General features: G+C 74.2%; 1 protein-coding gene. It reads right to left on the reverse strand.

Features of this window, described 5'->3' with window-relative positions; translation table 11 throughout:
- The coding region (locus AC5RUJ_RS18825; RefSeq protein ID WP_494156581.1) for a hypothetical protein at nt 1-337 on the reverse strand (337 nt) is incomplete at both ends.

Consider the following 337-nt stretch of genomic DNA (forward strand, 5'->3'; position numbering starts at 1 on the left):
CGCTGCCACGCCGCCAACGGGCCCCTGCCCTCGGCCGGAGTGCTGGCCAGTTCCAGCAGCGCCTTGCCGATGGACTGGACGGGAATCGATTCCATCCCGGGGACCCGGTCGGGCTGCAGCGACCCTTCGGCGAGCCGGGCGGCGATCGGCGGCAGTTGCAGCAACTGGCCGGCGCGGGCCAGGATTCCGGGCTCGTCCGGGGAGGACAGCAGGTCCTGCAGCCCCTCGACGGCGCCCGGTTCCAGGCCCAGCACATCGCTGAGCCGTTGCGTGTCGGGGCCTTCCGGATGCACGATCCGGCCGAGCAGCCGCAGCGCCTCGGCGTCGGCCCGGGACG

The organism is Arthrobacter sp. Y3223164, assembly GCF_059091005.1.